The sequence below is a fragment of the Candidatus Propionivibrio aalborgensis genome (genome assembly GCF_900089945.1).
GTDB classification, from domain to species: domain Bacteria; phylum Pseudomonadota; class Gammaproteobacteria; order Burkholderiales; family Rhodocyclaceae; genus Propionivibrio; species Propionivibrio aalborgensis.
On the sequence record NZ_FLQY01000226.1, the window covers coordinates 1 to 1,133 of the forward strand.

A 1,133-nucleotide genomic window follows, 5' to 3' on the forward strand; every position below is an offset into this window, starting at 1 on the left:
CGTTCGCAGACCATGATGGTATCCGCGCCGCCGTTGGCTTCCTTCGCCTTGGCAACGACATTGGTCATATCTCCCGGCGCCAGAAACTGCCCCTTCTTGATATTCACCGGTTTGCCGCAGGCGGCTACCGCGTGAATGAAGTCGGTTTGTCTACAAAGAAAGGCGGGGGTTTGCAGCACATCGACGGCATCGGACACCTCGCCAATATCCTCCACGGTATGAACATCGGTCAACACCGGCACACCGATCTGGCGGCGGACTTCCGCGAGAATATTCAGGCCGTCCTCCAACCCGGGACCGCGTGCCGACTTGCCGGAACTGCGATTGGCCTTGTCGTAGGATGCCTTGAAGATATAGGGCACACCGAGACGATCACAGATGTCCTTCATCTGCCCGGCAACGTCGATGCAGAGTTCCAGCGATTCGGCCATACACGGACCGGCAATCAGAAAAAGCGGTTGATCCAGCCCGACATCGAAGTTGCATAGTTTCATGCCTTGGCCTTGCGGTCGATAGCAGCACGGACAAACGAGGTGAAGAGCGGATGCCCATTGCGCGGCGACGAGGTGAATTCCGGATGAAACTGGCATCCGACAAACCACGGATGGGCATCAGGCCCTTCCCTTGGCAATTCGACCATCTCGCATAGATCGTTGGCCGGAGCACGACCGGCCACGATCAGCCCTTTGGCTTCAAGCGCACTCAGCAAATTGTTGTTAACCTCGTAACGGTGGCGATGCCGCTCGACAATCTCCGCTTTTCCGTAAATCTCTCGCGCCAGAGTGCCTTCAACGAGATTGCAGACCTGCCCGCCCAAGCGCATGGTGCCGCCGAGATCAGAGTTCTCGTCGCGCTTTTCAAGTTTGCCCGATACATCCTGCCATTCAGTAATCAGGGCAATCACCGGGAAGGGCGAAACTCGCTCAAATTCGGTGCTGTGCGCACCGGTCATACCGGCTACGTTGCGAGCATATTCGATAACGGCCAACTGCATACCGAGGCAGATACCAAGATACGGCACCTTGCTTTCGCGGGCATGGCGAATCGCCATGATCTTGCCTTCTGTGCCCCGTCGGCCAAACCCGCCCGGAACCAGGATCGCATCCATGCCTTCCAGCAAATCGCAGCCCTTG

At 57.5% G+C, this 1,133-nt stretch carries 1 protein-coding gene and 1 pseudogene; both read right to left on the minus strand.

All coding sequences use genetic code 11. The annotated features are described in order from the left end of the window. Positions 1 to 494: pseudogene (locus tag PROAA_RS11395) on the minus strand (3-deoxy-8-phosphooctulonate synthase); the annotation flags it as partial. Then, on the minus strand, positions 491 to 1,133 hold a 643-nt coding region (locus PROAA_RS11400; RefSeq protein ID WP_425394013.1), incomplete at its 5' end, for a glutamine amidotransferase-related protein. The pseudogene PROAA_RS11395 and the gene PROAA_RS11400, both read right to left, overlap by 4 nt.